The 25424-nt window shown below is 35.5% G+C and carries 22 protein-coding genes and 1 other RNA gene; 18 read left to right on the top strand and 5 right to left on the bottom strand.

Features of this window, described 5'->3' with window-relative positions:
* Positions 1-150: 150 nt before the first annotated feature.
* Positions 151-3924, top strand: coding sequence for a hypothetical protein (locus tag ACMAYL_RS13285; protein ID WP_412471235.1), 3774 nt, complete (start codon positions 151-153; stop codon positions 3922-3924).
* Between the two features lie 53 nt (positions 3925-3977).
* Here the strand turns inward: ACMAYL_RS13285 and ACMAYL_RS13280 are convergent, their stop codons facing one another.
* Together ACMAYL_RS13280 and ACMAYL_RS13275 are read right to left on the bottom strand one after the other, a co-directional pair.
* Entirely contained in the window at positions 3978-5153 is a 1176-nt protein-coding gene (locus tag ACMAYL_RS13280) for a hypothetical protein (RefSeq protein ID WP_412471234.1), read from the bottom strand.
* Positions 5153-5929 (bottom strand): hypothetical protein, encoded by a 777-nt coding sequence (locus tag ACMAYL_RS13275; RefSeq protein ID WP_412471233.1) that lies wholly within the window; start codon positions 5927-5929, stop codon positions 5153-5155. Before ACMAYL_RS13275 ends, ACMAYL_RS13280 begins: the two co-directional genes overlap by 1 nt.
* A gap of 113 nt (positions 5930-6042) precedes the next feature.
* Between ACMAYL_RS13275 and ACMAYL_RS13270 the strand changes: the two genes are divergently transcribed.
* The 5 genes from ACMAYL_RS13270 (at position 6043) to ACMAYL_RS13250 (ending at position 12221) form a co-directional block, all read left to right on the top strand.
* A complete protein-coding gene (locus ACMAYL_RS13270; protein WP_412471232.1) occupies positions 6043-6858 on the top strand; it encodes a hypothetical protein in 816 nt (271 codons plus the stop codon).
* 10 nt (positions 6859-6868) lie between these two features.
* Positions 6869-7450 carry a pyroglutamyl-peptidase I gene (locus ACMAYL_RS13265; protein ID WP_412471231.1) on the top strand — a complete coding sequence of 194 codons (582 nt, stop codon included), beginning with the start codon at positions 6869-6871 and terminating at the stop codon, positions 7448-7450.
* A 121-nt stretch (positions 7451-7571) separates the two neighbouring features.
* Positions 7572-7939, top strand: a transfer-messenger RNA (tmRNA) gene (gene ssrA / locus ACMAYL_RS13260).
* A gap of 914 nt (positions 7940-8853) precedes the next feature.
* Positions 8854-10587, top strand: a complete 1734-nt coding sequence (locus ACMAYL_RS13255; protein WP_412471230.1) for an ATP-dependent nuclease — start codon at positions 8854-8856, stop codon at positions 10585-10587.
* The gene (locus ACMAYL_RS13250) at positions 10584-12221 is read left to right on the top strand and encodes a UvrD-helicase domain-containing protein (RefSeq protein ID WP_412471229.1); all 1638 of its coding nucleotides are present in this window, start codon (positions 10584-10586) and stop codon (positions 12219-12221) included. The genes ACMAYL_RS13255 and ACMAYL_RS13250 overlap by 4 nt, the downstream gene beginning before the upstream one ends.
* Positions 12222-12783: 562 nt before the next feature.
* Here ACMAYL_RS13250 and ACMAYL_RS13245 read toward each other — a convergent pair.
* The gene (locus tag ACMAYL_RS13245) at positions 12784-13815 is read right to left on the bottom strand and encodes a hypothetical protein (protein ID WP_412471228.1); all 1032 of its coding nucleotides are present in this window, start codon (positions 13813-13815) and stop codon (positions 12784-12786) included.
* 142 nt (positions 13816-13957) lie between these two features.
* On the opposite strand from ACMAYL_RS13245, the gene ACMAYL_RS13240 reads away from it, so the two are divergent.
* The 3 genes from ACMAYL_RS13240 (at position 13958) to ACMAYL_RS13230 (ending at position 16621) form a co-directional block, all read left to right on the top strand.
* Complete coding sequence (locus ACMAYL_RS13240) at positions 13958-15214, top strand: DNA cytosine methyltransferase (RefSeq protein WP_412471227.1); 1257 nt, start codon at positions 13958-13960, stop codon at positions 15212-15214.
* Between the two features lie 80 nt (positions 15215-15294).
* Entirely contained in the window at positions 15295-16077 is a 783-nt protein-coding gene (locus tag ACMAYL_RS13235) for an LlaMI family restriction endonuclease (protein WP_412471226.1), read from the top strand.
* Between the two features lie 31 nt (positions 16078-16108).
* Positions 16109-16621, top strand: a complete 513-nt coding sequence (locus ACMAYL_RS13230; protein WP_412471225.1) for a hypothetical protein — start codon at positions 16109-16111, stop codon at positions 16619-16621.
* Positions 16622-16876: 255 nt separating this feature from the next.
* Here the strand turns inward: ACMAYL_RS13230 and ACMAYL_RS13225 are convergent, their stop codons facing one another.
* Positions 16877-17176, bottom strand: a complete 300-nt coding sequence (locus tag ACMAYL_RS13225; RefSeq protein ID WP_412471224.1) for a hypothetical protein — start codon at positions 17174-17176, stop codon at positions 16877-16879.
* Between the two features lie 313 nt (positions 17177-17489).
* Here ACMAYL_RS13225 and ACMAYL_RS13220 point away from each other — a divergent pair, with 313 nt between their 5' ends.
* From ACMAYL_RS13220 to ACMAYL_RS13205, 4 genes are all read left to right on the top strand, one after another.
* Positions 17490-18464: a hypothetical protein gene (locus ACMAYL_RS13220; RefSeq protein WP_412471223.1), complete on the top strand. Its 975-nt coding sequence runs from the start codon at positions 17490-17492 to the stop codon at positions 18462-18464.
* A 55-nt stretch (positions 18465-18519) separates the two neighbouring features.
* Positions 18520-18906 carry a hypothetical protein gene (locus tag ACMAYL_RS13215; protein ID WP_412471222.1) on the top strand — a complete coding sequence of 129 codons (387 nt, stop codon included), beginning with the start codon at positions 18520-18522 and terminating at the stop codon, positions 18904-18906.
* Positions 18907-19041: 135 nt separating this feature from the next.
* The gene (locus ACMAYL_RS13210) at positions 19042-19218 is read left to right on the top strand and encodes a hypothetical protein (protein WP_412471221.1); all 177 of its coding nucleotides are present in this window, start codon (positions 19042-19044) and stop codon (positions 19216-19218) included.
* A 174-nt stretch (positions 19219-19392) separates the two neighbouring features.
* The gene (locus ACMAYL_RS13205; RefSeq protein ID WP_412471220.1) at positions 19393-20211 is read left to right on the top strand and encodes a hypothetical protein; all 819 of its coding nucleotides are present in this window, start codon (positions 19393-19395) and stop codon (positions 20209-20211) included.
* A 100-nt stretch (positions 20212-20311) separates the two neighbouring features.
* On the opposite strand, the gene ACMAYL_RS13200 is transcribed toward ACMAYL_RS13205, so the two are convergent.
* Positions 20312-21070, bottom strand: a complete 759-nt coding sequence (locus ACMAYL_RS13200; RefSeq protein WP_412471219.1) for a DCC1-like thiol-disulfide oxidoreductase family protein — start codon at positions 21068-21070, stop codon at positions 20312-20314.
* Positions 21071-21166: 96 nt separating this feature from the next.
* On the opposite strand from ACMAYL_RS13200, the gene ACMAYL_RS13195 reads away from it, so the two are divergent.
* The 5 genes from ACMAYL_RS13195 (at position 21167) to ACMAYL_RS13175 (ending at position 25415) form a co-directional block, all read left to right on the top strand.
* Complete coding sequence (locus ACMAYL_RS13195; protein ID WP_412471218.1) at positions 21167-21367, top strand: hypothetical protein; 201 nt, start codon at positions 21167-21169, stop codon at positions 21365-21367.
* Between the two features lie 32 nt (positions 21368-21399).
* Complete coding sequence (locus ACMAYL_RS13190) at positions 21400-21873, top strand: thermonuclease family protein (protein WP_412471217.1); 474 nt, start codon at positions 21400-21402, stop codon at positions 21871-21873.
* Positions 21874-22007: 134 nt separating this feature from the next.
* Positions 22008-22589, top strand: coding sequence for a hypothetical protein (locus tag ACMAYL_RS13185; protein ID WP_412471216.1), 582 nt, complete (start codon positions 22008-22010; stop codon positions 22587-22589).
* 116 nt (positions 22590-22705) lie between these two features.
* Positions 22706-24676, top strand: coding sequence for a hypothetical protein (locus ACMAYL_RS13180; RefSeq protein ID WP_412471215.1), 1971 nt, complete (start codon positions 22706-22708; stop codon positions 24674-24676).
* Positions 24677-24821: 145 nt separating this feature from the next.
* The gene (locus tag ACMAYL_RS13175; RefSeq protein ID WP_412471214.1) at positions 24822-25415 is read left to right on the top strand and encodes a hypothetical protein; all 594 of its coding nucleotides are present in this window, start codon (positions 24822-24824) and stop codon (positions 25413-25415) included.
* The last annotated feature ends 9 nt before the right edge of the window (positions 25416-25424 follow it).

The following is a 25424-nucleotide window of genomic DNA, read 5'->3' as shown; positions in this document are numbered from 1 at the left end:
ATCCTGTAAATATTTCAAATCACAATGTCATATTCTGATAAAAACTTACAATTGCCTCGATAAATTAATTTCTTTTTGATGTGCCCTCAACATTCTCAAAAGGGAATTATAAAACAATTCTTATCAAAGTGATCAAAAGGAGAGGGAATCATGATGAGATCAATTGCTGAAGTAGCAAAGAAGAGAAATGTTGTTTTATTAGCTGTTATGGCCATGGCCGCCAATGCACATGCGGGACTTCCAGACGAGATTGATTACCGTACCTATCTTTCCGCATACAACTCAGCTAAGTCTCAAAGTGATGCTGCTAGAATGTCTGCCACTCAAATCAGTGATCTTATCCTTGAAATCGTTGCTAGGCTTGAGGCCAATGGAAGTGAGATCTCAATCTCAAAAAGAGAGATCGAAGAGGCCATCCTTCTTGTTTCTGATTTAAGTACACAAAATATGAATCTTGAAACGACAATTTCAGAGCTAAGCTTTGAAAACCAAGGCCTAGAACAAGAACTTCAAAGACTTGCTGACTCACTAAGCGATGTAAACGGAGAAATTAATCGCACTGAATCTGATCTTTCAGGCCCTCGCAATACGGCCCGCAACCTTAAGCGTGCTCTAGACTCTGTTCTCTCAAGTCTAAGAACTAATGGAGATCGACTCGATAAAGCACAAAAGAAATTAGACCGCACAAGAGATCAGATCAAATCACTAGAATCAAATATCTCTAAAGCAATAGATGAGCGCGACCGCTTAAATATCAAACTTCCAAAAATCCAAGAAGAAATAAAATCAAAGAAACAAGATCTTGCGCAAGCAACTTCTAAGGTTTCTACTTTTGAGTCACAAGTCGTAAATGCTCGCACAAAACTTCAAACGGCAAATTCTGAAGTTAGTGAAGCACAAGCGCAAGTAACTCAAATCGAAAATAAGATCAGTAAACAAGAACAAGCAGTTAAGCCACTAGTTCAAAAAAGAAGTAATTTACAGTCTCAATTAAGTACTGCTCAAACAGCATTATCTGCTAAAACAAGCGAACTTGAAAAAGCGAAGAGGGAACTTGAGAGTGCAAAGTCACAAATCGATGGACTTAAATCACAAAGAGGTCCTCTTGCTTCTCAAAAGACTAATCTTGATAATAAGAGATCGGTACTAGAAGCTGAAATGGTACAAGTTGAGGAGGCCCTTAAAACTCTAATGGCCGGTGATCGCAACGATCGAGGTAATGCTAATCAAATCAAAAATCTTAGAGAGCGTCGTAAAATTTTAAGAGATAAAATCCAAGAAACAAAAACACGCCTAACTCAAGTGACTACAGAGCTTGAGCAACTTGCTAAAAAGATTGCTAAGGCCGAAAGTACAATCAGTGGTGGTAGCAATCAGATTGCTATCCTTGAGTCTGAAGTAAATACGAAAAAGGGTGAGGTTAGAAGCCTTCGCCAAGATATTAAAGATGTTGAAGCTGAGATCGCACAAGCGGCACCTCAGCTTGAAAAGCTAAAGCAAAGACTAGTTGCAGCTCAAAATAGTTTAAATAGTGCAAAGACAGCTCAAGCATCGGCCAAGTCTGATCTTGATAAGGCACAAGCTAAGCTTGCCCTAGTTAAATCTGATATAAAGCGTCTTGAAGGTGATATCGCTTCACTTCAAGATCAAAAGCAAAAAGCATCACAAAGAGTTGCACTCATTGATTCAGATTTAAAGAAATTTAGGAATGAACTAAACCGTGAGAAGAATCAGTTTGATAGTCAGCGCCGTGAAGTTGGCTCACTAAGAAATACTCAAAATGCACTCGTGGCAGAACGTGATTCATATGAAAGAAGACTATCAGTAGTTGAGTCAGACATTAAATTACTTGTTGATCGTCTTGATTCACTTCATGTAACTCGCTTAGAGTTAGAAGAGCAGTCTCAAGCAAGAAGTGAAAGACTTGTTGCCAACCAAAATATCATCGCTGATTCATCACAACGAATCATGCAAAACTCAAGTGTTATCGCTTCGAAAAGATCACAGATGGCAAGTAACGAAGACCGTATCGCAGATCTTGAAGTTGAAAGAAGTCGTCTTCTTGAAGATAAGCTAGTTAAAGAGCAAGAGTTTGCAAGAGCAGACACTGTTGCAAGTGATCTTGAAAATATCACAAATAATAAGTACCAAGCATACCAAGGCCGCAGCAACCTTTATGTTCAATATGAAAGAGATGCAAAAGCTCTTGGAGCATCTCAAGGTGAAGCCGCTGGAGCAACTGCAGGTGAGTACAAGGCAAGTGCTGATGTACAAGAAGATGCAAGTTTCTTTGGGGGTGCCAACGGGAAGAAGCTAGGTGAGTTACGTGGCTACCTTGCGGGACTTGTGGATGGAAAAGAAGATGGTCTTACAAAGGGGTATGAGGCCGGTGTTAATTCTCAAGCAAGCTATGATGAAGGTTTTGCAAAAGGGTATGAAGCTGGTGTTGCAAAAGCTAAGAGCTTAGCAAAGTCACAAGAATTTCCAAAAGGATATGAGCAAGTTAAGAGCGAGACTTTCTCTAATAAACCAACAAATAGAGTGATGTTATCAAATAGTGTTAACGGAAGCCTTTTCTTAGAGAAAGCATTCTCAATGGCACAAGAATTTGTTTCTCCAGCTTTTGAAGCATTAGATTTTGTCGCTCCTGAATACACAGCGACTACTGAATCATTAGGTTCAAGATTTACTTCAAAAGTAGATCAAGAGATCGCCAAAACACAAAGAGAGATCGAGTCATATGAAAATGATAGTGCAAAAACAAAAGCGCTTCCTCAGTATGCCTACACTGCGCCAACTCGTATCGATATCGATGAAGACTTCAAAAATTGCTTTGATGTTTACAAAGGTGTTAATGAGTTCAAGAAAGCGTGTGGTGCTTCTTACGATGCCGCTTATAAAGCTGAATTTAGTGTTAGTCACAAAGATACTTACTTCGCAGGCTACGTGGACTTCTTTGAGAGTTCTCGTGATGAAGCTGCCGCTGGTAATTTTGAAGAAGAAACGCAAAAAGGTTTCGACAAGGCATACAAGACTGCCTTTGCTGAGGCTCGCCTAGAAGGTGAAGGTGTTGCCTTCAAAAATGGTGTTGCAGATGGTGAGGAAGCTGGATTTGATGAAAATATCCAAGCAGCAAAAGAAGAAATGCTTGCTCTTGGTAAGGCTCAAGCAAAGAAGCTATTTGCTAGTAACGCTGTTGTTCGCCTTAACCAAGCAGCACAAACAAGTGTAAAAACTGAAGATGCAAAAGGTCTAACTCAAGATGGAAAATTCTCTGTAGGTCTTGGGCTTGTAAACTTTGGAAAACTTGCTTCAAACCGCGGTGCGATTAGTGCAAAAGTAGTTGCAGCAACTTCAAATGTTGAAATCGTAAACTCTCGTACAAACTTAAGAGTTCTACCAGCACAAGCACAAATTGAGCTAACAGATGTTATCCAAGCGAAAGTTGCCAATAACGCTCGTCCAGGTTCAGATATCGAAATGAAGATCGAGTTAACTTACCCAGGTGATGAGCTAAGTGGAAGCTATACTGAGATTGCAACATTCAATGCAAATGTTGTCGTTAACCCAGAGGTTCAAGTTGCCCTTGATTTTGAAGATAAGGTTAAGGATCGCAAGTGTGCGCTAGGTCTATTTAACTGTAAGTTTAGAAGCCACGATGTAAAAGTTAAGCTAACAGGTCTACGTGACTTTGTTCCTGGAAGCTACGATGTTGCAATCAGTGTACTAGAAGGGGATAAGTTTGTTGAACTTAAGAAAGGATCAACTAAGGTTGCAGCTCCAGGTCGCGGTGTAACAGCAACTGGTGCCCTAACTTACAAGTTTAAGAAAAAGACAAAAGACGACAAACTTAAGTTTAAAGTCGATGTTTCTTATAAAGGCGAATTACTACAAAGTAAAGTAATCGATGTAAAAGCAAAATAAGAATCAAAGAAATTTATAATTAAAATTAGACCCCTCGTCCAAGGGGTCTTTTTTTATTCATTTAGTGGACAATCTTTTTCACTTGCACAATGACTTCTTAACTCATGAAATTGAACAGCAGCATCAGCATTATCATTGTGAGCGATTGTCGCTCCTCCAAGCTCTCCCCAATTTGGAAAGTTGTAGTAAAGGCCGCCATTCTCATTGATTTTAATTCTATTGTGACACATGTGATTTAAAAAAGGTTCGTTGTCGTTGTCTCGTACGCAAAGTTCGATATTTCCGTCGACGATTCGATAATCAGAAATTAGGGTTGTATGAGTAAAACCAGCGCTTTCTTTTCTTGTGAAGACAAGTTGTGGCTGTTGGTTATTGTCAATTTTCTTCTTTATATCCTCAAGTAGCTTTTGAGAATCTTCACGCTTCATTGGTGACGTTGACAAAGTTGTCTTTAGGCCTTGAAAAGTCATGGCCTTGTTGGCCCACTCTTTTGACATTTTCGTCGCAAGATATGATTGAAGGTCTGGGTGATATGAGAGCTCAAAAAGGTTATTAAAACCAGGGATTTTTCGAACTTTATTATCGGCAATATCATCAATAATCTTCTTGTAGTATTCAAGGGATTCTTTGCGCTCTTTTGAATCTGGAGCAGCATCCAAGTTAGTGCGAGCTTCTTTCTTACTGCCATCAAAGAAGGCAAGGCGATTAAACTTTGATGTTAGAGAAGCATGTCCCCAGCAATACCCCTGAGTCCCTTCAATATCTGATAATGTGATGGAATCGTAATTTCTAAAGGCCATTGAATTATTTACTTTGCTATTTTCAATTATGGGATCGCGTCTTTTGAAAATATCAAAGTTATTTGGACATAGGGTTTCACATGAGCAAGTCTCACTTGTGCAGCTTCCCCAACTCTTACACGAACAAACCTGCTGGCGAACTTCTTTAAGGATATTTCCAAAGTCTTCAAAAGCTGTTTCTCTTGTTGGACGCTGACAATCCACTTGTTCAGATGACAGAAGTTGTACATGTTGCTGAAATGAAAGTCTCTTGGTTTCCTCAGCGCTTTTAATTTGATTGTATTGATAATTACTAATGGCCGACTTCGCTCCACGATAAGGAGTTGTGATAAGATTTTTTACCGCCGTAACAGCTCCTAGTCCTGCTTGGTTACACGAGCCGAGAGCTAGTAAAGAAATGAGAAAGAAAGCGGATACCAGTAACTTCATTACTTAATATCCTTAAGAGCAGAGGCTATATGCACCAGAGCAGGAGCTTCTTTCTTTGCTCTTTCAATTAACTCATTTAATCCCTTATGCTTTAGCTTTCCTGATTTTAAATAGCGACAGATCTCCATCGAGACTGCGTAGGAATTTGGAAACTCTTTAAGCATTTGCTCACAGTAGAAGCCATGCTTTTTACCCTTTAGACGTGAAAGAGTGTCGTATTCAAGCTTGGCATTTATATTTGCATGTTCTAGTCCTGAAGGATTTCTAAGAGCTAGGGCCTTTGAGTATTTCTTCTTGGCCATGAGTTCTTTGACATTCTTATCTTTAAAGAATTGGCCATAGAATCCACTTTGAATTTGTTTTGAATTAGAAAAGACATTCTTCCAAAAACGCAGGATCTCGTCTTTATCGGAATCATTAGAGGAAGCAATCGCTTTTTGATATGTCTGAAAATAGCTTTTGGCCTTGGCCTGATCGAATTTATAAAGCGCAAAGAGGTAGGATGTTTCTAACTCTAATGGGTCAACTTTTTTAGGTTTAAGCTTTTGGGCCTTTTCATAGAAGCTTATGGCCTTGCCTAAGTGGCCGTAGGTTTCAAGCTCAAATGCTAAGACGATATAGGCATTAAACTTTTCTTCGCTCGTTAGGCCATCTTCAATACCGTGCTTTTTTATAATTTCTTGGGCACTACTTAATAGGGCAGCATCTAATGCAGAGGCCGTGGCATTAAGTAGCATTAAGAGGAGTAAAAGTATTGAAATTACATATTTCTTCACAGACTTCTTATCGGAATCTGTTCGAATATATTGATAGGGTAAGTACTTGATATGTCATTAGATGTCATAAGTTTTTATTAGGCGATGGGACCAGAATTTGGGAGGATATTCCTATGAAAAAACTAATCCTAATCGCAATTTTAAGTCTTAGCTCTTACGCAAATAACTGCTCAAATCTTGAGGCCATCGCAGACACTTACAAAAGTGATCTTAAGGCCGAGCTTCAAAAGACATTTTATCCCGAAGACGCCGAAGGCCAGGCCAAGTTTCGCACAAGTGTTGGCCAGAAGCTTAACTACTTAAAGGCCCTAAAGCATCAAGTGGATGTCTGTTATCAAGATTATCAAATGAAAGATGAGGTTTATGATTGTGGCCTTTCAGCAGATCTTCTAAAGTCACGCCACCCTGGAGGTCTAACCACAAGTTATACCGGAGCGATCTCTACTGATGGTGATTGTATGGCCTATCTCTATCTTGGGCATACCATGACTCGAAATCGAGAAGGCAAAGTCGTGCTAAAAAACCTTGGTGGAAAATTTGATCTTAATACACTTTTTAAGTGCCATGGTGCTTACACGACAGAGGAAGATTCATTTCGCAAGATGATCCTATCTGCGGATAATTTCTTTGTGATGGATCAGTATTCTATTTACCGCACTGATGTGAAGGTCCTTGGCAAAAAGTATGTGACGCAAAACCTTCTTGAGATTAATTATAAAGATTCTGAAATAGTCTTTCATTACGGCGCAGCTGAACTTGCTATATCGACAAAGGATGGAAGTGTCATTCGCACAAACTTCCTGACGATGGATGAGGTGAGTGAGGGAAGCTGTGAGACTTCGTATAGTGAAAAGAATAACTCAATCTATCCACGCACAAATATTGACGAAGAGGCGTGGGGATTTAAGTTAGAATACGTGGCATACTGAGATTTATGATATGAGAGCAAAGAAAGTTTTAATCACAGGCTTTGATGCCTTTGGAAATAATCTCATTAACCCTAGTGGGGAAGTGGTGGAGGCAACCACGGCCAACTTCTCCCACCTTGAGGTTCACAAATTAATTCTACCCACAGTTTTTGAAAAGAGCTTGGCCATCTTAAAGAAGGAGGCCTTCTTTTTAAATCCCGACTATATCATCTGCTTTGGCCTTAACGAAAAGGCCCAGGAAGTAAACCTCGAAGTCCTCGCTCACAACCTAAATGATGCAAGCATCCCAGACAACGAAGGCAATTGCCCTGTAAACGAAGTGATCTTTGAGGGAGCAGCTGCGACCCTCGATTCCACTCTTCCCATAGGGGAGATTGAAGACGCCCTTCTTGCGGCGCAAATCCCCGTGGCCATTTCTCGCGACTGCGGACGCTTCGTGTGCAATCACGTCTTCTATGGCATTCGCCACATTATTGAAGAAAAAAAGATGCGCGCCAAGGCCGGCTTCGTTCATCTTCCAAGCTTTGAGACCATGGGGCTCAGTGATCAGGTTGAGGCGCTTGAGGTGATTTTGGCGGTGCTAAATCACTAAGTGAATCTAATCGCAGAAGCGTTGCGTAAACGATGAACCGTTTTCTTTCCACTTTTGAAATGCTGTGCTATACTGCCGCTTACGTATATTTGTTCCAAATATCCGCAAGTCAAAATCTAATGGGGGTGCCCTGGTTTCGACGGGATGGTTGACAGGTATCCGGGCGTGTCCAGGTTGGTCTCCACGGTCCTGGTAAAAAGGAGTCCACCGTTAATTGCAGACGATTATGCAATGCCAATGGCTGCCTAATTAATTAGGATTAGTCTTGTGAGGCGCTACTGCCAAGAAACAGAATGTAGCAATCCAGTTGAATCTGCTGGTTAACTAGGTTTCGAGCCTGCCGGGGCATCTCGTTAATCACTCACCGGGGTTCGCCGAGGTCACGTATCACGGACAGTCTTGTCTTCTGACGATAAATGAAGACTACGCACGTAGGCCGCTATCAAGACGTCATTTCGGACGTGGGTTCGATTCCCACCACCTCCACCAGCGCTCGCGCGTTAAAACTCCTAAGGAGTTTTAACGAGCCGCTACCTCCCCAACATTTGGAAATTTGAGCTATGCCGAGAGGAGTGCATTTATGCACGACGGTTCGCTAATGGAAGTGTGGAAAGGGCTTTCGGCTGTTTGTTACGACGCAGCTTTATCGTTGTGCATTCGCGACGTTACAACGTCGGCGATGCATGGGCTGAGACCAGCTCTCTTAATGACTCCATTCAAATGTGGCAAAATTGTGGCAGGATATCTTTTTTACTCTCTAATAGGCTAATTGTTTTCTGGCTTTATATATTTATTTTTTAACAGTAACAGGAAGGCTATTGCTATAGTTTCGGTAAGTATTGTGTAGGTAGTTTGCTCTAACGTGGTAAACGAAGTTTCATAATTTAGTTGAAACATTGGAAAGTATAGATATGGAATATAGATCATTATAAAAACAACTAAGAACACAGAAGTTTTTCTAATAATCTCTACTTTAAAAATATTACCTAATCCTATTGCTACAATGAATATGTGAGCAGATCTAACTTCATTACTTAATGAGAAAATGTATGCAATAAGACCAAGAAATATAAAAGATATACCTATAATATAATGCCTGTATCTTTCTAATAATTCCGAAAATAATTTCATAAAACTATTTTATCATATATTTGTTTAGCTTTTTCTTCGTTACATGAATAACCATTTATCAGTATTTCTAGATACTTCTATTCCTAAACATATTGTTTTATTAAGTTGTTGGTTTTGTTCAATTTTCTTCATTCAATTGTCGATTAATAGTTATTACGATTTTAAATTTGATTACACGGTGTCAATGAAAAAGCACTTGTAACCATTGTTTAAAGCAAGAAGTAAATTGATTAGATATAGCGATTTTTAATTTTTATGAGATGGAATGATAAATGTTTATAGAAAAAGTGAGATTACAGAATTTTAGAAATTTTAAAAAAGTATCAATTAAGTTTAATGAAAAAACACTTGTGATTGGACCAAATGATGTTGGAAAAACTAATTTGATTCATGCTTTACGGATATTACTTGATAAGAGTTTAAGTGCAGGTGATATAGAGCCTAGGGATACAGACTTTAATGTTGAATCAAGTTCTAATGAGATAAGAATTCTTATTTACATCTCAAACATCACTGAAGATTGCATTTTGTCTGCTTTTAAGGGGAGTATAACAGATGATGGTGAGTTGGTTCTAGGATACTTTGCAACAAGAGATAGTTCAGGGAAAAAAGATTACGTTATTAAAGCTGGAAAAGACCTTAAATCTTTAAAGGAGCAAAAGGGAAGGCATTATCTAAGAGCGTTGAATCTAGAGTACGTTCAGAGCTCTCGAAACTTACTATCCTATGTGAAAAAAGAGAAAAGAAAAATATTTGAAGAGTTTAAAGAAGATAGAACAGAACTAGAAAAAAATACTGATGCAGGCTTGATAAATGAAATTTCTTTGTCCTTGGAGGAGATTAACACCAAAGTCAAAAACTTGTCATATATAAAAAAATCTCTGAGTCATATCAATTCAGAGCTTAACAATCTTACCCCTAGCAATGAAGATGTAAATTTAGGTTTTGATTCAGGTGCTTTAAACCCAGAAGAGTATGTGGATGGAGTAGATCTAGTTTCAGAGTCAAATGGGGAAAAAGTTGATGTCGGAGGAGATGGTAGAAATAATCAAATTTTTTTATCCATGTGGAGTTCGAGGAAAGATAAAGTCGATATGGACGAAGTGACTATATATTGTGTTGAAGAACCAGAGGCTCATTTACACCCTCATAATCAAAGAAACCTAGCATTTTACTTGTCTCAAAAGCTAAATGGGCAAGTTATTATTACCTCTCATTCACCACAAATTGCTAGTGAATTTTCTCCAAACTCAATGATCAAGTTACTTAAACGAACGAAATATACTTCCGTAGCTGCCTCAGAAGGATGCTCGGAAATTATCAGTCAAGCGTTTGAAGATTTTAGTTATCGCTTAAATTTATTACCTGCGGAGGCATTCTTTGCAAATTCTGTCTTGTTAGTTGAAGGGCCAAGTGAAGTACTGTTCTATAAAGCGCTTTCAAAAGCGTTGTCTATCGATATAGATCGATTGGGTATTAGTATTTTATCTGTGAATGGTGTTGATTTTAAATCTTATATAGACGTTTTTTCATCATTTGAAATTCCAGTTGTTGTTAGAACAGATAATGACATTGTAAAGAATAATAAAGGTGAGTATTGGCTTTCTGGTTTATCAAGAGGGATTAAAATTGTAGAAGAGTATTTCGATCTAACTAAAGAAAACCCCTTTGAAGATCAATCATTGCTAGAGAAAAGGTATACTGAAAAAGAGATACCTAAAGAAGATACAGATGAATTAAATAAATTGGCTGATGAATTGGAAGGATATTCAGTTTATTTAGCTGAAGTCGATCTGGAAGACGATTTGGCAAATAGTCCAATTCAGAGTGCTTTACTAGAATACTATGACTGTGAACAAGAGTCGCTAGTATACAAAATGAAAAGTAGTAAGGGTGTTAATATGTTCAGTTTTTTAGTTGAAAATATAGATATACTTAAAGAACTAGAAGGAGAGTTAATTTCTCGTCCTTTGATCAAATGTAAGGAACAAGCAGAAAAAAAATGATTAATTTAGAGCCTACAGAAGAACAGAAATTAATTATCGATTGTAGTGGTCATAGAGTTGTTACTGCCAATCCTGGGAGTGGAAAAACATTTACTTTATCTCATATCATCAAAGGAGTTTTAAATAATCTACCGAGCTACAAGGGAGTTATCGCAATTTCATATACAAATAAAGCCAGTAAGGAGCTAAAAGACCGGTGTCTTGGTGATGGTACAGATAAAAAGAGATCATTTTTTAAAACTATAGATTCTTTTTTTATTTCTGAAATTATATTTCCTTATTTGCCACACTTCTGGGAAGAACAAGATGAATTGAAAATTTATTCATATAGAGATGAATTAGAGATTGAGTTAGACCAAGAGTTGGAGAGTTTATTTAAGGATCTATGTTCAAAGATTTCTGACAATGATAAATATTCAATTGACGAATATAGCGAAGTTCTTAAATTTCTTTTCAAAAATGGGATTGTATTAATTGAGACTGTAGGAGTTTTAGGTAATTATGTATTTGATAAGTCAAAGGCATGCAAAAAGTATCTGAAAGCGAGGTATAGTCATGTTATCGTAGATGAATATCAAGACTCTGGATTGGATCAGCACGAAATGTTTTTAAAACTAAAAAAATTAGGACTTTGCTCAATCGCTGTAGGAGACGTAAATCAATCAATTTATGGGTTTGCAGGTAAAGGTTCTGAGTATCTAGCAAGCTTGTTAGTAGATAAAAGTTTTGAAGTTTTTTCTTTAACTAGAAACATGAGGTGTCATAAGTCAATTTCAGATTACTCTTTAAAATTAATTTCTTCAAATTTGAATATAACACCTTCAAATGAGATCCGAGTATTTCATCGGCATGTTCATGGAGCTGAAAAAGAGATAGCAAAGTGGATAGATTCAAATATAGATAAAGTAATGAAAATGTTTCATCTCTCAAATTTGAATGATGTTGCAATTCTAGTACGTAATGATCGAACTGCTAGTACCGTTTCTCAAAGTTTAGGAATTAAGCATAAATATTTAAAAACTACCATATTGGAAAAAGACTCTTCTCCTTGGGCTAATATTTTTAGAGATATTCTTTATTATAAGTTTTTAACTGGAGAGACGAAAGGTAATATTGTCTTAGATCATATAGCGGATATTAAGAAAAGAGATCTTGCTGCTATTTCACAAATTCTGGATGAATTAAAAACTACTGAGAGTATTTATTTGAAAGAAAAGTTAGAGCTATTTATTAATGTAGCTAAATTGATATTGCCACTTGAGGAAAATAAGAATGTTATTAAACTTCTAAAAGATGTTTTGAACGATGAAGAGCTGCTAAATGCATTTATCCCGGCTAGTAAATCAGAAGCTCAGATACTTACATTACACAAGTCTAAAGGGTTAGAGTTTAAAATAGTCATACATTGTGATTTAGTTAACTATGTAATTCCTGGTTATCAAGGAACTCAAGGGCATAAATATTCTTTGTCTCAAGACTTGAACTTGCATTACGTAGGTATTACTAGAGCAATCGAAGCTTGTATTTTAATAAGTACATCTCATCGAACATATTCAGATGGAAATATTGGAAAGGCTGACCATTCTTTATTTCTAGATTATACAGGGTTAAGACAGTTAAGACACTCTAAGTAAATAAAGGTTCTAGGTGCTTTTCTTTTACGCAAGGTCAATGAAAAAGCACTTGGAACTACATTTTACTATTATTGCACGCATGCTATTTCTCTTTTTTTAGTTCTCTTAAGATTATGGCACGGACAGAAGGCCCATGCCATTTACCTTTGGTTCTGGTTTATCGTTTTTTATCATTTAAATAATTGGCGATATTTGCATATCCCCATCCTTCGGCGCGAAATTTGAGCATGAGTTGTAGTGTAGCCAGCTCATCCTTGTGGGGAATGAGTCTGTTTCCATCCAAATCTTAGAATCGGAGGTTTACGAACTTCTTTTTTGATTCCAACAAGTCTTATGGCATCACTAATGGCAGCTCGTGAACATCTTGATTTAGTTGTCCTGTGTATTTGATAACTGGAAAGGTCTTTTTCAAGGTATAAAGTCCACAAAAGCTCAGGATTTTGAAGATCGTATGAATGGAAGGTGGCTCGGGGTGTTAACGCGGCAATTAGCATGATGCTAATTGAGGCCGAGCATCCCTGACGAGCGAGCAGGATGCGAGTGAGAGAGGGCGGTTACTGTATTATTTATTGAGATAATTGTTAGGTTCTAAAAATATTAAACGTGAAAACTTTTGATAACTTACTGTTTGAGTCGATTCCCCGCCTCCACCACTAACACTTTTCGACCAGTTTACACTTTGTAAAAAGTTCTCAAGTGAAATTGAATCCCAATCTTCAAATATTCTATCCTCTCGATTATTAATTCTTCTTATACAATATAGAATGTCTAATTTTATAGTATTTTTAAGATAATAGAACCACATCACTCTTCTAGAGTCCCAGCCGTACTCCCAACAAAGAATATCTTTTTCATTTTTTTTATTTTTAATTGGAGACTTCTCTTTTATTTCTAAAATCTTATATTTTTTATTAAAAGATAAAAAACCATCGATATCAATTAGTCCTTCTTTTCTGAATCCTCTAAGAAATACATCAATGAAATATCTGTTAGCATATATTTTTTTTATATCTTGAATTGAGTATTCATTGAAGTACTCAAACTGTTCTCTTTTTCGAAGAGGATGACGAGATGGTGTTTTTAGTGATTTTTCAAAATTACTTGTTAAAGAGGAGAGGTCCGTTCCTATTCTTTCAAATTTATTTTCCTCTATAATATACTTAAATATATTATATTCAGGCATTAAAATTTGTGATTCCTTAATGAGTCCATCTATTTTTGTAGATAAGTTAGTTTTTCGCCAAAAGTTATCTGTTTTGATTTGTAAAAAATATAAGTTTGACACCTGATCCCATCTACATATTATTTTGTATATATCCTTATATTTGTCAGAGGGATCATAAGATATTGTAGTATATATTATATCTTGATTCTCTTTTTCATTACTTTTCTTTGTTATAAATTGTCCGCCTTCAAGAAATTCATAGTTGGGATGATTGTTAATAATCTCTTCAAGTTCAATTTCTGCTCGAAAACCAAGTACCCTTCTTTTGAAATAGTCATTATTCTCAACTTTTGAGTCTGATCTTCTTGAGATACAAGTACACAGTACTTTATGTAAGCTATCTATTAAGTTTCTTTTAGAAATTTTCATATTTATTAATCGGTAAATTGAAAAAAAAAATTATGAAAAATACAAGTACTTATAAATACTTAGTTTTGTGTTTTTCTGCTGTGTGTTGTCCTAGCCATGATTATTACATTTTTATAGAATAAAGCTTCATGGAGGCACACAAATGGAAGAAATTAGAGTTCAAATTTCTAAGAATAGGGATACATATAAACTTACAAGAAAAGAAATTTCAGACTACCTAGGCTTAGGAAAAGATGGGCAAAAAATTGTAAAAGAATGGGAAGAGGGAGCTTTTGAAGTTCCGTACGAATATCACGAAAAAATTGAAAATCTTTCGGAAGGAAAGCCTTATTATCAGCCCGAAGATCAAGAATATAAATTTAAATTTATAGACTTATTTGCAGGAGTCGGAGGCATTAGACTTGGCTTCCAGAAAAATAATGGTAAATGTGTTTTTACATCTGAGTGGGACAAGTTCGCACAGAAAACTTATCATGCAAATTTTGGTGAGTGGCCAGATGGTGATATTACTAAAATACCTTCGAGTAGTATCCCAGATCATGATATTCTACTTGGTGGTTTTCCGTGCCAAGCATTCTCTCAAGCAGGCTTGAAAAAAGGATTTTCAGACCCTAGAGGAACATTGTTTTTCGATGTTCAAAGAATTCTTGTAGAAAAGAGACCAAAGGCTTTCTTGCTAGAGAATGTTAAACAGCTGAAAGGGCATGATAAAGGTAGGACTTTAAAAACTATTCTTAATGTTCTTCAGGGTAATAATGAATTATCAAAAGAAGATTTGAAGGAGCTAAGAGAATCGTTGTCTGATGATGCGTTTAAGGCTTTATCTGAAAAATTAAACTATCATGTTTTTTATAAAGTATTAAATGCAAATGAATATGGTGTTCCTCAAAATAGAGAGAGAGTATATATTGTAGGTTTTGATAAAAATCAAGCACCTGAAGGTTTTGATTTCGAAGCACACTTTTCATATCCAGAACCAGTTAAGGTCAAGCCAAAAGTAGGAGATATTCTATTCGATAATAAAAATGTTCATGAAAAATATACTTTGTCTGAAAAACTGTGGAGTGGTCATTTAAGAAGAAAAGAAGAACATAAAAAGAAAGGAAATGGTTTTGGATTCTGTCTTTTTAATAAAGAATCATCTTACACAAATACAATTAGTGCCCGTTATTATAAAGATGGTAGTGAAGTACTAGTCGATCAAAGTGACTTAAATAAAATACCGCGTAAATTAACTCCTCGTGAATGTGCTAGGTTGCAAGGGTTTCCTGAAGATTTCATAGTTCCTGTTTCTGATATGCAAGCGTATAAGCAGTTTGGAAATTCTGTTGCTACTCCAGTAATTGAAAAAATAGCTGCTAATATGGTCAAGACTCTAGAAAAAGCAAAAATGATTTAAATAATTTTCTCAGATAAACTTTAAATATTGATACAGTTGCTCCGATAAGCTTTATAAAAAAGCATATCGGAGTAAGTATTTTGTATTGTAAGAATAAAGAAAAAATTATTGAAATATTTAAAAATAATGTATTAGGTAAGCATCCGGATACTTTAAAAGCGAATAGTAAGCATTGCGGTAGTAAAGGTCATTGGCTTGAAAGGGCAATGGGCATAGAGCCAAACGCTGATAACAAAGCTGATATTTTAGGCTATGAGATGAAAAATCAAACAAGATCTAAGACCAGCTTTGGTGATTGGAGCGCTGATTGGTATATCTTTAAGTCTAGAAATAATAAGGCTACGGCCTTTTCTAGAGATCAGTTTTTAGAAGTTTTTGGAAAGCCGAATGAAGAGAAAGAGGGGAGAGTTTCATGGTCAGGTGAACCTGCTCCGAAGATTGGCAAGTTTAATCGGTTTGGTCAAAAATTGGTTGTCACAGAGTCAAAGCATATTCGTGCTATATATTCTTATTCTGAAGATCAGAGAGAAAATAAAGAATTTATAGTACCAATAGATTTTCAAATTGAAGACTTAGTCTTGGCTCATTGGGAGTCTTCATCAATTAAAGCAAAGCTTGAGGCCAAGTTTAATCAACTCGGTTGGTTTAAGTGTGAATATGATAAGTGTAAAGGATATTTTGCAATAGCATTCGGTCAAGCAATAAATTATGAAACATGGGTTGCATTAGTAGAGCAGGGAGTAGTTATATTTGACTCAGGAATGTATCAAGGAAATAGTCGACCATATTCTACTTGGAGATCAAATAATAACTTTTGGGACTCTCTGATTACTGACAGAAGAGACTTTTCAGGAGAAGTCTAGCAAATTATACGATAACTTGTTTCAAGATATAATGAATAGATTTAAAAATCCTATATTTACTGATTATGAGAAAGAGCCTGAGGATGATTACTTAATAAGAATGAAAATTCTTTTTCCTAATATACCAGAACCTATCTTAAAGTTTTTTTGGAATATATCACCTTATGATGAGATTTATGATTTGTTTGTCTCTGTTGATTTTTCAAAGATAAAAGTCGAAATCGATTATATTTCGACTGTCGAGCTATTGAATATTCGTAGTGTGTTTAGCGATTATGTCGAGAATATTAGTAAGATGGCAGAAGGTAAGATAGAAATAAATAAATCCCGCTTCGGTGTTGTTGAGAGTTGGGAGAACTATGGAACTTGGATGGTTCCGGTTATGATCTTTGAAAAAACTGACTTAAGGTCCAATGATAGAACTGTCGTTCTATTTGAAGGTCATACTAGACTGGGCATTCTAAGAGGATTGAACTCTCTAATGAATACTAAATATAAACTTGCATCAAGTCATAAAGCATATATTTTAAGGATTTTTGATTAGTTGAATGCTGTAAGTAGACCTTTTATCTTTGAAAGTTTGAAAATTGTGCTAGCTCTCCTTTACCTCTCCTTTACCTCTTCTTGCAAATGGCTATGAATAAATGTATTTTTGAAAAATATGGAGTATCGATATCATTTCTTTTTTTATTTCATCAAGAGCGATCTTTCCAATGAAATCATATTCAACAGGTTCTATCCCATTGCTTAGTTGAATCAATTAGTCATGAAGGATAGATATACTTTGTGCCTCTGAATCTTATACATATTCATCAAGCTTGTTTTGACATGCATCAGTTTGTAAAGAATAACCGTCGCTATTGAATTCTACTTGAAATTTAAGATCATTTAAAATGCTGTAAAATAATACTGTCAGTAGGAGAGGTGAGAAACTCCAGTTTTTATGACTATGAAATTTATCATCAATTTGTTTTACAAAAAGTTCAAATAGTAGGTCTACTTGAGAGGTCGTGTATTCATAAAGAGTGATGAGTGTACTTGTTCCTATATATTTATCTTTTGATTTTATTTGGAATTTTAGAATTATATAAAAAAACATTCTTCATCTCTACTTTATCTGGTTTTTATATTTAGTTCTTATAGAAAAGCTCAGAAAGACTTTAGTGTAATATGATAAATGGTGACTCTATGGCCATTAGCTTGGTCATTTATGTTATTTTTTGCCTTACCCGAATAATATTTTTTCATTAAATTCAATTATGTACGAAGAAAAGTTTGTGGCGTTATTAAGCTGTTAGTTTTATTAAACTTCTTAGGAGTATTGACGAATAATAATTAATAAAACTTGAGTCATAGTTACGCTGTGCTAACGAGAAAGAATAAAGTTTATTATTCGAGGAGAAATAGAAAAAATGGGGATTCTAACAGACTTACATGAGCTTGTCTCTCATAATGTTATTGGTGAAAAACAGTTGAGGCCCCGATATCTTGGATTTAGAGCTGAATTAGACTCTAAGAGTATTCTCTGCACATATTACAGTAAAGTGCTGTCTGGTGGATATATAATATCTTTGGATAGCTCGGAGTCATCTTTAAATAACTCCATTTACTTTACTTGTGTTCCAAATATGGCAGATATATCAGATTATCAAAAAGTTTATATAGAGTTAAAGAAATTGAATTTTAAGACAATGTATTTGTTGATATATAGTGAGCCCTTTGAAGATAAAGAAGTGATGATCTTTGAAGACAAAAAGGTTAGTTTAAAATGTCCTTCCTTTAAAGTTATGAGTTTCAATTATGAAGAGAATCTTTTTGAGGTATGTGATGATTTAGAAGTTTTTATTTCTGAGTTCGAAAAAGTAAGTGTTAGAGGCAGGAATACTTTTCCAATAGGGGTCGACTATCAGAGGATGCTAATTTCCAGTTTAAATCATTATGAAAAAAGTGATCTTATTCAGTTGTATGTTGAGAGATTGGTTTTTGACGGTTTTTTGGGATTCTCAATTAAAAAAGGGAAGCCTTCTGATATAGATGCAATAGGCATACTTGATGATGGTACGATTGAGTTGATTGAGATAAAAGAAAAGGATTTACCAAAAGTAAATAGAAAGGGGTTTGGGTTAGATACTCCAAGAATTAGAGACTTTCAGCAAATAGAAAAATTAACAGGATTGAATTACAGGCTTTTCGTAAGGCATGTAAACAACCAAAAAGATAGAAAGCTTTTGAATTGGTTATGTATTGCGATTAGTGATTTTGTGGAAGATGTTGTTGGTGAGAGTGAAGTAGAAGGGGGGACAGGAATGAGGTCTCAATATTCAAAGAATCCGACAAAAATTTGTTCATTCGAGAAGTTTACTATTGTTGAAGAGAAAAATGATTAATGGTTATGGGATAGGAGAATATAAGTCTGATCAAGAATTGATGAAGTGAAAGTAGGTGGAGCCGAGCTCGAAGCTTGAAGGCTTTGCTCGTGAGCATAGTGGTTGTGTCGTACATGAAGGCTTACTTCAAGACGTGAGTATTGGAGGAAAGTTTGATGGCATCTGGGCATGCACTTCTCTTTTGCATGTGCCATCAAATGAACTTAAGGATGTCTTTTCAAAAATTGCAGATCTTATGTATGAAGATGCTGTTTTCTATTGTTCTTTCAAGTACGGAGAGTTTGAAGGTGAGCGCAACGGACGCTTCTTCAATGATCAAACATTTGAGACCATTAGGGACTTTCTTCTTGAGAGTCTTAGGATCTCAAAGAATTGGGTTACTGAATACAAGAAGCCAGATCATGATGAGGGGTGGCTAAATCTTTTTCTGTTTAAACACTAACTTTAGTTTAAACTCGTTATTTTAAGTACTTACCTTTAGAACTATAATGTTTTCATAAGTTTTTGATTTTGTTCAACTTTTTCCTCTTATTGTCGATTATCTCTATATCAAAATTAAACAATTTGAGGGAGAAACATGGAAGTATTAACAGCTTTAATTATATTTCTTGTAATTACTGTATTTGTCATTCTTATCACGCGATGGCTTGGGGCTTGGATGTTAAGAATTAATGAGATTATCGAGCTATTAAAAAGAATTGATTCAAAGCTTAATGATGAATCGAAAAAAGGTCTTATTAATAGTGATCTGTAAACGAATAATGGATCCTAGTGCTTGTTTTTCACGCGGTGTCAGAGAAAAAGCACCTGGAACCAATCTTGAAAAGAGAACTCTTAAGAAGTAATTACTGCGTACCGAATAAAAGTTTACAATTTCTGAACGAACGAAAACATAATTTTGGAATTACTTCAAAAAGGGGGATTTTTTATGAATACTACATCAATGAATTCGCAACATATTCCTGATCGTCCTATTACGGTTGGCTTAACATTCATATACGGATTAGAAGATCGAATCGAGTTAGCAGAACTTTTAAAGGGCGTTTTCCCAATTAAGAAAGGTGAAAAGTTACTACGATGTGTGGGAAACTATATTTATCACAGTGCTGTTTCTACTGATATTGGAGGGCAGAATAATGCTCTGTTGTATATCGGTCATACAAATAATTTCTCTGTTCGATTTATGCAGCATAACGATTTAAGATCAGGAGGAAGTAGAACAGGGAGAAAGTGGAATGAAATTAACAATGAGTTAACTAATAACGGGGAGATATGCTTGTCTTTGTTGGTAAATACAAACTTTTCTGACGATCACTACTTCAAGCCTAAATACTTAAAAAAACATATGGTGAAAAAAATCCAGAAGAAAATGAACAAATATAAGAAATCAGGGCTGTATGATGAAGTTCAAAAAGAAATAGCTACATATGAGTCATTGCTAGTTGAGGGGTCTCTGTTAAGGTCTTTACAGGAATATTTAAATAATGAAGAACTTGGAGACTATAGGGAATTTTTATGGAACCGGAACCTAGCATCTAGAGAATCTCTTAAGTATTTGGATGAAGATTATTTATTGGATTTTAAAAGAGAGTTTCCCCAAGCACTACAGGATATACCAAAAACTTCTGTAGGTACCTTGAAGCATATAGTATCAAGAAGAGGAGCAGTTGGAAATGCGACCTCATATGTTTTCAATAGAAAGGAATGGAAAGAATTAAGCCCCACAGATATTATCAAGTTACTTTAGTTGTAAATTGTTTCTCGCCGTGACGCGCATATCTAATCTTTAAGTTTGTTATGGATAATCTAGTATTTCCCTCGTTTTTATAAATTAGGGTGAGTAATCCTCACCCCAAAAACCTTCCTCTCTCTCGTTCCCCCAACAGAGCACACGTCTCCATCTTAAAGACACGATGCCTATACTTCGCAAAGATCCTATATCCAGTATTTCTTACAAACCCAAGCATAAACCTAAGCCAGCTAACAATCGGATAAAATGAATCAAGTTCTCTAAAAATTTCAAGCACGGCCTGTGACTCAATCAAGACACCATCTTCTTTTTTCACAATCATGGTGTCTTTATTCTCTAGGCCATGCTCGCGGATGACCTTTTCACCAAGCTCAGATTGAAGTGGTGCAAAGTAGATATTCTCTTTTGAGTTATTGTCCATAATGAAGCGAATAAAGCCATTGCAAACACCACAATCGCTATCGTAGAAGAGTGTAATTTTCTCGCTTAGTTTAGACTTTGATTTGAGCCAATCCGTATCAAAGATGAAGAGTTGAAAGACAAGCATTCCAAGAGTTAAGTCCGCGAAATTAACAGTAGTCAGAATTCCTAGATACTTTCTAAGCTTTGGAATCATCACAAAGACAATGGCCAGGATCTCAAGAAGAAGCACTGACCACGTGGCAAGTTTTAGAAGTGGCATAGGAACTTCAAGTAGAGTTTCGACGAGCATATTATTTCGAACAAGAGGATTATCAAGTAGGTGATAGAGCGCCTCGCCGCTTTGCCAGCTGATAGTTGTAAGCTTATGGACTCCACTAATTGTATAAGAGAGTCCTGTTATAAACCACGCGCCGTCAAAGAGAAGCTTTGGCATCTCGAAAAGGTATCAGGATCCTTTTCTCAAGGTTTATACATAAAAGATGTAACTCCTCAAGATTATTGACGTTTGAACTTGTGTTAAAATAGATGAATGAGTTTAAAGAATATATTTAAATTCAAGGGTTGTGAAAAACGCTCTAAGAAAGAATGGCTTTTTGTTATAGCTGTTGTAGTCTTTGCAATTTATGTCAAAGTAACCTCTACAGAACAAACAAAACGTTATCCTGCAGGCTATCCAAGCCAGATCATTCTACAAAAAGTTACTGACGGGAACTCTTATATTGTAAATTAATCTATTAGTTGAAATAAACCGATACGCTATGTATGAAATACATAACCCTCACACTCCTCATCTCACTTTTCCAACTAACAACATTCGCAACATCAGACTGCACCCACGACGCCAAGAACTTTCGCTGCGTAAAGTATGTGAAGAACTACGACGCGGACACGGTGACATTTGATATTCCAAATGTGCATCCGCTGATTGGAAGTCGAATCAATGTGCGAGTGAGCGGGGTGGATACGCCGGAGATTCGAACGAAGAATGCGTGCGAGAAGAGCAAGGGGCGAGATGCGAAGAAGATTGTGACGAATCTTTTAAAGCACGCCAAGCGCATTGATCTAGAGAATGTGCAAAGAGGTAAGTACTTTCGCGTGGTGGCCGATGTGAAAATCGATGGCCAGTCCCTGTCATACTATCTTCTTAAAAATGGCCTTGCCTATGCTTATGATGGCGGCACGAAGAAGAAGGTGGATTGGTGTAAGACGAATCGCGAGATTGCGTCGGAGAATTAGGTCTCTAAACAGCTCTATAAACATTTCGGTTAGTTATATTCTATAACTTGTTTTATTCATAAGTTCCTTATTTTGTTTATTTGTTAATTCACTTTAGCCGATTAGTACTTAAATAAATTGATGTAGGAGAAGATATGTATACAAGTGTAGAGATACAGGATGAGTTAATGAGTGGGGAAGAAGTATTATGGCAAGGCCAGCCGGACCCATCAGTAATTTTCACAAATCAAGATTGGTTTCTTGTTCCATTTTCAATATTTTGGGCTGGCTTTGCCTTCGTTTGGGAAGGAGCAGCTCTACTCTCATTTTTTACACAAGAAAATAAGGATTTCAATTTAGCTGTATTTCCACTATTTGGAGTTCCATTTGTCGTCGTTGGATTCTACATTTTGTTCGGACGATTTATTATGAAACGAATTATTAAATCAAAAACGTTTTATTTCGTTACAAATAAGAGAGTTATTATTTTAAAAAAACTTTTTGGTCGAAGCATTGTTTCAAGTAGTATTGATACGATTCCTACTATTTCTAAAACAATTCGTAACGATGGAATTGGAACACTAACATTTGGAAATATTAATATGATGACATCTATGTATGATAATACAGGAATGGACTTCTTTTCTGGTTTCAATCAAGGGAATGTACCTAGGTTCTTTGATGTATCTAAAGCTAATGAGGTCTATCAGTTAGTGCAGAATACGAAAAATAAATAAAGTGCAATAAAATTAAAGTAAAGTAAAGGTTTCGTTTTTTCATTCTTTTTGCAAGATCAACGAAAAAGCATCTAGGGTAATATTATTATAAGCACATAAAAAAGGAAAATTAGGTAATGTCTTTTCGAAAATTAGTTATTAAAAATAAAGTAAAGCAACCTAATCAGGTAGGATTCAGTTTAAAAAAATGGAAAGAATGTTTTGAGGGGTGCGAAAATACTTCTCGTGAGGATGAGTCTCTCTATAAGGCAGGAATATGGTTCCACGGAAATTTTAATTTTTTGAGAAATGAATTCTCTCAAGTTATGGTTCCAGAATATGCACGTTCGGATTTAATTATGGCATTTATAGGGAGTGTTAATAGGGACTATATAATTGCAAAAAAACAAGTCCAAGAATATGCTCGGATTGATGATAATACATATGTCGCGAATAAAGCAATTGAAGCTCGTTTAACTACTGGGATTGATGGTCACTCCGTTGATGCAGAAGGATTTGTTTCTGGTATTGTCGAAACCTTGAAGTTTACATTATCTGAAGTGTTAAAAATTGAAAATAAACCAAAGAATTCCTCCTCAAAGGATGTTTTAGATTTTATTCGTAAAAGAAGTAACTTAGCAGCGTCGTATAATTTACATAATTCACTATGGAATAATATGGTTTGGGAAAGTTGGTTATATGAGGAACATGAAGACTGTACGTATTTTTTTCCTTCAAATGTTGAATGGTTTAAGTCTTATACAGTAGGACTTCATCGCTTTTATGCTATTTTGGGAGAGAATATTCAACGTAATATTATGATGTGGGAAGATCTTCCTAAACAATTTAGAGAGATCATTAGAAAGAGAGAATTTTCAAGTATAAAAAGGAAGAATGGAGTATTTACTTTAAGGAATATTACTCCTCCCGAAGAATTACAGTTCCCCCCACGTGGTTTGGGGCACTCGTTAGCGGCAGAAACAATTTACTGGCAAGATTTACTTATTGAACCATTAGATGAATTTGAAGGCCTTTGTATTAGAGACTTACAGAGTCTATGGCAAGGGATACAAAGTATAGTTGAACTTATCGTTAATAAGCTTGATAAAAATATCATAATTAATGATATTGATGACTTATTGACCCTTTGTCCTAGAATAAATAAAAACTCTCTTATTAAGGGATTGGCAGAGAAGTACTCAAAACCAGTTCGAAGCGTAAAGAAGTTCGTAGATAGCTTGTTTTTCGAAGGAAAGCACAAGGATGATATATGGTTAACTCCTTTTATAGATGTTGGAAATGGCAGTATCGGTCTTATTATTCCTGCTATCTTAGATAATAATAACATTAGGCTTATTGAAAAATGGATGAGTATTGGAGGACTAGACCTTGGAAAAAGAGGTGATTTATTTGAAATCTATGTTGTAGACTTCATAAAAAGTAGTCTGAGTAATTCAAAATATATGTCAGAGAATAGAGTTGTTGGATCTAGAAACTTTTATTACACAAATAAGAATTTCGAAGAATTAGACTTAGTATGGCAAATTGGTGATACTGTAGTTATAGGTGAATTAAAATGTATTTTATATGCTTGTGAAGCTATTGAGAAGCATAACTATTTACAAACTCTAGAAGGAGGTTGTAGGCAACTTGATAGAAAGATTAAAGTAGTAAATGAAAATAGAGAAGCGTTTATAAAAGACTTTGGTTTATCTTGTAGTTCTAATTTTAAAATAGTTCCAATTGTAGTGACAAATATGCCTCTCGCTAGTGGGTATATATGTCAAAATATTTCTGTTGTTGATTTAAACATTATTGATCGCTATATTGATGGGTTTCAGGAACATTTTTCTATTGCAGATCCTAAGACAAGAAAATTTACTCCTAGTTTAAAGGTCGTTTTTCACAATAATTTGGAAGAAGCAGCCAGGAAAGTTGAGAATTACTTTCGTAAACCTAATACTGTTGAGATCTTGAAAGAATCTTATAGCAGACGATTTGAAGCCTTTACATCATTCAATAAAGAAGAAAAGTCTATGGCTTTTATGAGGGGGGAAATTGAAATTTCAGCGGAGAAAATGAAAGAAGCTATAAAAAAACTAAGATAAAGTATAGGTTTTAGTATTACTCAGTGTTTCAAGTGACTTTCATTTAATTATATTTAACTAAAAAGCACCTGGAACCATTATTTAAGATAAGAAAATAGATCGTGATAAGTTTTTTAAGAACTATAACTTAGGTACTAGAAGTAAGTTGAATAATTTTAAAGGAGAAGTAGAGAAGGCCTCTAGTGTAAAGACAGGAATTATGGGTTATTTAGAACCTCATTATGACATGAGTTCGATGGTTGATTTTAAAAGAGCAGTACCTGTGATGAAGAGCCCAAATTGGAAAAGCGTAGTAAAAGGATATATTACAAATAACAATTACTCTTCTGAGAAGGTTGATACTATTGAGATTCATTATGAAAATTACGTTTTAAGAGTTTTTGAAATAAAAGATTCATGGTTTAAGGTTTTGTATGACGATGAAGAGTCATGGGTTAATATTATATACTTTAACAAGTTTATTGCACTTAGTACTCGTTGGGAGGATGAATTCGGATATATACCTCGTTTAAAAGAGTATTATATAAAAGCCGGAGATAAGAAAGTAGTGAAAATTGATACTAAGAAGAATCACTGCTCTGGTTATAATTTAAGAGAGACTACTATAATAGATAATCAAGTATGGCTAAATATAGATTATGGTAGTGATCTTTGTGGAGATGATAATGAGAATAAATGTGAAGTCATAAAAGATATCTGGATTAAAGACAGTAGCGTTGAGCCTCTTAGGGGGTGTTAATGAGAAGGA

Source organism: Halobacteriovorax sp. RT-2-4, from assembly GCF_047085445.1.
Taxonomy (GTDB): domain Bacteria; phylum Bdellovibrionota; class Bacteriovoracia; order Bacteriovoracales; family Bacteriovoracaceae; genus Halobacteriovorax_A.
The sequence above is the reverse complement of the archived record's forward strand: the minus strand, read 5'-3'. Positions and strand labels throughout refer to the sequence as shown.